Annotated in this window: 3 protein-coding genes and 2 pseudogenes; 1 reads left to right on the top strand and 4 read right to left on the bottom strand. The window is 64.1% G+C overall.

Translation table 11 applies throughout. The annotated features are described in order from the left end of the window. Positions 1-1,180: MFS transporter (locus tag AHiyo1_RS05745; RefSeq protein WP_059387900.1), on the bottom strand; the 1,180-nt coding region annotated here is incomplete at its 3' end. A 290-nt stretch (positions 1,181-1,470) separates the two neighbouring features. On the opposite strand from AHiyo1_RS05745, the gene AHiyo1_RS05740 reads away from it, so the two are divergent. Continuing rightward, on the top strand, positions 1,471-2,880 hold the full coding sequence (locus AHiyo1_RS05740) for an MFS transporter (protein WP_059387901.1): 1,410 nt from the start codon (positions 1,471-1,473) through the stop codon (positions 2,878-2,880). Positions 2,881-3,068: 188 nt separating this feature from the next. Here AHiyo1_RS05740 and AHiyo1_RS05735 read toward each other — a convergent pair. The 3 genes and pseudogenes from AHiyo1_RS05735 to AHiyo1_RS05725 form a co-directional block, all read right to left on the bottom strand. Then, positions 3,069-4,874: pseudogene (locus AHiyo1_RS05735) on the bottom strand (acetyl/propionyl/methylcrotonyl-CoA carboxylase subunit alpha). A gap of 149 nt (positions 4,875-5,023) precedes the next feature. Next, the gene (locus AHiyo1_RS05730; RefSeq protein ID WP_059387898.1) at positions 5,024-5,698 is read right to left on the bottom strand and encodes a Maf family protein; all 675 of its coding nucleotides are present in this window, start codon (positions 5,696-5,698) and stop codon (positions 5,024-5,026) included. A gap of 170 nt (positions 5,699-5,868) precedes the next feature. Further along, a pseudogene (locus AHiyo1_RS05725) lies at positions 5,869-6,896 on the bottom strand (MMPL family transporter); the annotation flags it as partial.

The raw sequence follows: 6,896 nt of genomic DNA, 5'->3' as shown, positions 1-6,896 counted from the left end.
CACCGGAGCGCGCTGCGCGGCTGGAGGTGGCGAAGATGACCGGAATCATGCGGTACGTCGCGCCGTTTCCGAAGCCGCTCGCCGTGAAGAGGAACAGGAACAGGACCAGGAAGAGCCAGAAGTTCTTGAGCGGAAGGGTCCAGATCATGGTCAAGGTGATGACGGCCATCGCTGCGAACGCCGTGACGGTCATGCGGGCTCCGCCCATGCGGTCAGCCATGCGTCCACCGTAGGGGCGGGCGAGGGAACCGACCAGCGGGCCAAGGAAGGCGAGCGAGAGGACAACCGCGCCGAGGTGCATGGAGGAGAAGGCCGGGAAGTAGTCCTTGATGAGCTTGGGGAAGACTCCGGAGAAGCCGATGAACGAGCCGAAGGTACCGATGTACAGGAAGGCCATGATCCACAGGTGCGGTTCCTTGAGCGCGGCGATGGAGCCTGCGACGTCACCCTTGGCGCTGGTGAGGTTGTTCATGTACTTCCAGGCGCCGAACGCGGCGACGAGGATGAGCGGAATCCAGATGAGGCCGGCCATGGGGAGGTTGACCGTACCGGCGGCCAGGAGGGTGACGGCGATCGGAACGATGAGCTGCGCGACGGCGGCACCAAGGTTTCCGCCCGCGGCGTTCAGGCCCAGTGCCCAGCCCTTTTCACGGGCGGGGTAGAAGAAGGTGATGTTTGCCATCGAGCTGGCGAAGTTGCCGCCGCCGAAGCCTGCAAGGCCCGCAACCAGCAGCATGACGCCGAAGGGGGTGCCGGGGTTTGAGACACAGAGGGCGAGGCCCGCCGTCGGGATCAGCAGCAGGAGGGCCGAGACGATGGTCCAGTTTCGGCCGCCGAATCTCGGGACCATGAAGGTGTACGGGATGCGCAGTGTGGCACCGACCAGGCTGGGGATCGAGATGAGCCAGAAGATCTGGTTGGTGTCGAACTTGAAGCCTGCTGCCGGGAGCTGGACGACGACGATCGACCAGAGCTGCCAGACGACGAAGCCGAGGAACTCGGCGAAGATGGACCAGTACAGGTTGCGCTTGGCGATGGAACGGCCAACGGCGTCCCACTGCTCCTTGTTCTCTGCATCCCAGTTGGCAATCCAGCGGCCAGGGCGGTGTTCAAGCTCGGGGACGAGGGCGGTGGGCGCCTGCTCGTTGGTGAGGATTTCGGTGCTTCGGTCAACTGTCACGGAGTGCCTCCTTTGTGGGGACGTTGTCCTTACACGTTAGGTACGGCGCGTTTCGCGGACCGTCGCGGTTTGTAAACGTGCTGTGACATTTGCCTATCGGAGGGGGTCACCACTGCGTGAGGCGATGGTGAGGTTGTTGTGGTGCGGACCACAGAGTGAGACTTTCCAAAGCGTCCACATGCTGGACTTGATTGTCCATTTGTTGGATAGCGGGAACTATTATTGAACTCTCAATAATCTGCCGGCAGGCTCAGCGACGCCGGGCCGGCGTGAACGAAAGCATCCACTACATGTCTTCCATCGCTGAATCCAAGGAAAGCGAGTCAGTCAAGCCGGTCAACTCGCGGGGCCGGGTGATCTTCGCCAGCCTCATCGGAACGTCCATCGAGTTCTACGATTTCTACGTTTACGCCACGGCAGCTGTGCTCGTCTTCCCTAAACTCTTCTTCCCGACGGCGGACGAGACCACCCAGCTGTTGAGCTCCTTCGCGGTGTTCGGTGTCGCCTTCGTCGCCCGGCCGCTCGGCTCCATAGTTTTCGGCCACTTCGGTGACAAATTCGGTCGCAAGGGAACCCTGGTTGCGTCCCTCCTGACCATGGGTATCGCCACGTTCCTGATCGGTTGCCTCCCCACGGCACAGGTCCCGGGCTGGACCTTCCTGGCTCCCACATTGTTGGTTGTGCTGCGGTTCGCCCAGGGCCTGGCCCTCGGGGGAGAGTGGAGCGGCGCCGCGCTGCTCGCAACGGAGAACGCGCCGGCCAATAAACGCGCCATCTATGGAACATTCCCGCAGATGGGTGCGCCGATCGGCTTCATCCTGGCCAACATCATCTTCCTGGTCTTCAGCTACACCTTGACTCCCGAGGCCTTCGCCGCCTGGGGCTGGCGCGTGCCGTTCCTGCTCAGCGCCGTCATGGTGATCCTTGGCCTCTACGTGCGCCTCAAGCTCATTGAAACTCCCGCATTCACCAAGGTGCTGGAGTCCAACGAAGTGGCCAAGCTGCCCATCGGACGCGTGTTCAAGAAGAGTTGGCGCCCGCTGATCCTCGGTACCTTCATCATGCTTGCGACGTACGTGCTGTTCTACCTCATGACCACGTTCACCCTGACCTACGGCACCAAACCAACCCTGGTGGGCGCCCAAGCCGCTGCGGTGAAGGCCGGAAAGCCCATGACCGACGCGGCCGCCGCGGCGTTCGTACCAGGCCTGGGTTTCAGCCGGAACGACTTCCTCTGGATGCTGATTGCCGGCGTCGTCTTCTTCGGCATTTTCACCCTGGTGGCCGGTCCGCTGGCCGAAAAGTATGGCCGCCGCAAGATGCTCCTGGCCGTGACCGCGGGAATCCTGGTATTCGGCTTGCTCTTCGTGCCGTTGTTCAGTGGCGGCTTTGTTGGCACCATGGCGTTGCTGATCATCGGCTTCTCGCTGATGGGCCTTACCTTCGGCCCCATGGGTGCGCTGCTTCCGGAACTGTTCCCGACCAACGTCCGATACACCGGATCCGCCGTCAGTTACAACATGTCCAGCATCCTCGGCGCGGCTGTGGCTCCGTTCATCGCGGTCTGGCTCTGGGAGTCGGCCAAGGGCAGCACGGTCCTGGTGGGTGTCTACCTCAGCGCCATGGCGGTACTGACGCTCGTGGCCCTGTTCCTGTCCAAGGAAACCAAGGACACGGATTACGAAAACAACGTAGCTTGAGCTTGAATTAACAGGCTCGGGTTAAATGGCTCCGGCCCCGCACCCATGGTGCGGGGCCGGAGCTCTTTAATTGGGCCCACGCTGCCCGGGTTCCCTGGCCGAGCGAAGCGAGGCTAGGGAGCCAGTGGGTGGGCCCACGCTGCCCGGGTTCCCTGGCCGAGCGAAGCAGGCTAGGGGGGCAGTGGGGACTAGTCTTCGATTGTCGCGATGACGGCGCCCGCGGAGACGGTCTCGCCTGCCTTTGCCACCAAGCCATGAATGGTGCCGGCTTTGTGGGCGGTGAGGGGCTGTTCCATCTTCATGGCTTCGAGGACCACGATCAGATCGCCTTCTGCAACCACGTCGCCGGCGGCTACTGCCACCTTGACGATGGTGCCCTGCATCGGCGAGGTGAGGGCGTTGCCGCCCGCGACTGCGGCTGTGGCGCGCAGAGCGGGAACGCTTCTTGACCTTGGCGCCCTTGGTGCCCGCGTTGGCGACAGAGGAAACCGAGCGAGAGTCGCCGGAAGGACAACTTCCAGCCGCTTGCCGCCAACCTCGACGACGACGCGCTGGCGCTCACCGGCGTCGGCGGCTTCTGTTCCGGTTCCGGTAGGCGTCCACGCGGGGACGTTGTTGACGAACTCGGTCTCGATCCAGCGGGTGTGCACCTTGAACGGGCCTTCGGCCGGAGCGAACGCGGGATCGGTCACCACTGCGAGGTCGAAAGGAATGACGGTGGGGATGCCTTCAACCACCATTTCCTCAAGGGCGCGGCGGGAACGCTGGAGGGCCTGTTCGCGGGTAGCGCCGGTGACAATCAGCTTCGACAGCATGGAGTCGAAGTTCCCGCTGATGACGTCGCCCTGCTCCACGCCGGAATCGATGCGGATGCCCGGACCTGTCGGGTTCTTCAGGGTGCTGATGGTTCCCGGTGCGGGCATGAAGTTGCGGCCCGGGTCTTCGCCGGTGATGCGGAATTCGAAGGAGTGGCCGCGGACCTCGGGATCGCCATAGCCGAGTTTCTCGCCACGGGCGATGCGGAACTGCTCGCGGACCAGGTCGAGGCCTGTGACTTCCTCCGAAACGCAGTGCTCCACCTGAAGACGCGTGTTGACTTCGAGGAACGAGATGATGCCGTCCTGGCCCACCAGGAATTCGCACGTTCCAGCGCCGAGGTAGCCTGCCTCTTTCAGGATGGCCTTGGAGGACTCGTAGAGGCGCTCGTTCTGCTCCGGGCTCAGGAACGGCGCGGGGGCCTCTTCCACAAGCTTCTGGTTGCGGCGCTGGAGGGAGCAGTCGCGAGTGGACACCACAACGACGTTTCCGTAGGCGTCAGCGAGGCACTGGGTCTCGACGTGGCGGGGGGAATCCAGGAAGCGCTCGATGAAGCACTCGCCGCGGCCGAAGGCGGCAATGGCTTCACGTACTGCGGACTCGAAAAGCTCGGGGATTTCCTCGATGGTGCGGGCCACCTTGATGCCGCGTCCGCCGCCGCCGTAGGCGGCTTTGATGGCGATCGGGAGCCCGAACTCCTTGGCGAAGGCCAGGATCTCGTCAGCGGACTCGACCGGGTCGGCCGTACCGGGAACCAAGGGGGCGCCGACCTTTTCGGCGATGTGGCGGGCCTGCACCTTGTCGCCCAATGCGGAGATGGCGTCCGGGGACGGGCCGATCCAGGTGATGCCGGCGTCGATGACCTTGGCGGCAAACTCGGCGTTCTCTGCGAGGAAGCCATAGCCCGGGTGGATGGCGTCCGCACCCGACTGCTTGGCGACGTCGATCAACTTGTCCATCACGAGGTACGACTCGGCAGCGGTGTTGCCGCCCAGTGCGTAGGCCTCATCTGCCAGCCTGACGTGCAGTGCGTCGCGGTCGGGGTCCGCATAGACGGCCACGGATGCGATGCCTTCGTCCCGGGCTGCGCGGATGATGCGGACCGCGATTTCGCCTCGGTTGGCGATCAAGACCTTGGTGAGAGGGCTGGAAATGGGCTGCGCCGGATTAGCTGACAAGTTGACTCCTTCTGTCCTTCAGGGAGCCTAGCGTGATTTTGAGGGTTCCGCCCATATTGATGGGGGATTCCGTGTGTGAGACGGTCTGTCTTTGTAGGGTTGCTACAAAGGCTGGAAATTGGCCGCCGGGCCGGCGACCCAGACCGCCGCTATTCGCTGCCCGCTTCGGAGCCGTTGTGGGTCCAGAGTTCGGTGATCCCGACGTTCGCTTGCCCGAGCAGATCGCGGAGGGTCGAGATGGAGAGCCCGACGACGGCGTGCGGGTCGCCGTCGACCTTGCGGATGAAGGCCCCGCCCAAGCCGTCGATCGTGAACGAACCGGCGCAGTGCAGGGGCTCGCCGGTTGCGATGTAGGCGTCGATGTCCTTCTCGCTCATCTCCGCAAAGTGGACCTCTGCGCTGGACACCGCACCGACCGTTGCTCCGGTGCCGACGGCCGTCTCGCCGTCGTTCATGTCCGCTGCGGTTTCGCGGCAGTCCACGAGCCAGTGCCCGGTGTGGAGGACGCCCTTGGAGCCGCTCATGCGCAGCATTCGTTCCTTGGCAATGTCTACTGTGTACGGCTTACCGTGCGATTCGCCGTCGAACTCGAACACGGAATCGCAGCCGATCACCAGGGCCCCCTCGGCGTCGGGCAGGGAAGCGACAGCCTCGGCCTTGGCGCGGGCGAGGAGGAGAGCGGTGTCATGCGCATCGGTGACGCCGTACCGGGCTTGCACGGCGTCCTCGTCCACGTCCGAGACGAGTACCTCGTGGTGGATGCCGGCCTCCGTGAGGAGCTTGGTGCGGGCGGGGGACTGGGAAGCCAGGATCAATCGGGTCACGGCTCAAGCGTAGTACGCGCTGCCTTCCCACGACGCTCGCTCACTTATATGGGTGTTTGGCCGGACGCTCGCTCACTTGGGTGAGCGGGCGTTTGGGGAAAGGGCCTTAAAGGTGAGCGGGCGTCGGTTCTGGACACAGAACCGACGCCCGCTGATAGGCAACCAGACGCTTAGTGGACCAGCTCCTTGGTCCCGCCCGCCGACGTCGTGCGCTGCAGGTTTGCGCCCTCGACGTCGACGTCGGGCAGGACCCGGGACAGCCATCGCGGCAGCCACCAGCCTTTTCGCCCAACAGGTACATCACGGCCGGGACAATGGTCATCCGCACCACGAACGCATCGACGAGCACGCCGAACGCCATCGCGAAACCGAGCGGCCGGACCATGGTCAGGTGGCTGAAGATGAAGCCGGCGAACACGCTGACCATGATGATGGCGGCGGCCGTGACCACAGCTGCGGCATGGCTGAAGCCGCTTCGGACTGCTTGCTTCGCATTCTCGCCATGCATGAACGATTCGCGCATGCCCGATGTGATGAACACCTGGTAGTCCATGGCCAGGCCGAACAGCACACCAATGAGGATGATCGGCAGGAAGCTCAGCACCGCTCCGGGATTGGCGACGTCGAACACGGAGCCCAGCCAGCCCCACTGGTATACGGCCACCACGGCGCCGAACGCTGCCGCGAGCGAGAGCAGGAAACCGCCGGTGGCGAGCAGCGGGACGACGATCGAGCGGAACACCAGGAGCAGGAGGACCAGCGAGAGCCCGACGACGATCGCCAAGTACGGCGGCAAGGCGGCACCGAGCTTCGCGGAGACGTCGATGTTGCCGGCCGTCTGCCCCGTCAATCCGATGGTGGCGCCTGTGGCCTGCTGGATTTCGGAACCCTTGCCCCGCAGTTCCGAGACCACCTGGACGGTGCTGGCGCTCGCGGGGCCGTCCTTGGGGATGACCTGGAAAACGGCCGTGCGGTGATCCTGGCTGAGGGCTACCGGAACGGCTGCCACGACGTTGTCGACACTGCGCAGCTTGTCCGCGACGTCGAACTGCTTCGTCTTGGCCTGATCGTCGCTGAGCCCGTCCGGGAGGGTACCGACAACCACGATGGGACCGGTCATTCCCTCGCCGAAGCTGGTCCGGGTGAGGTCGTACGCCTTGAACGCTTGCGAATCGACCGGCTCCGAACCGCCGTCGGG

Source organism: Arthrobacter sp. Hiyo1 (assembly GCF_001263615.2).
GTDB lineage: Bacteria > Actinomycetota > Actinomycetes > Actinomycetales > Micrococcaceae > Arthrobacter.
The sequence above is the reverse complement of the archived record's forward strand: the minus strand, read 5'-3'. Positions and strand labels throughout refer to the sequence as shown.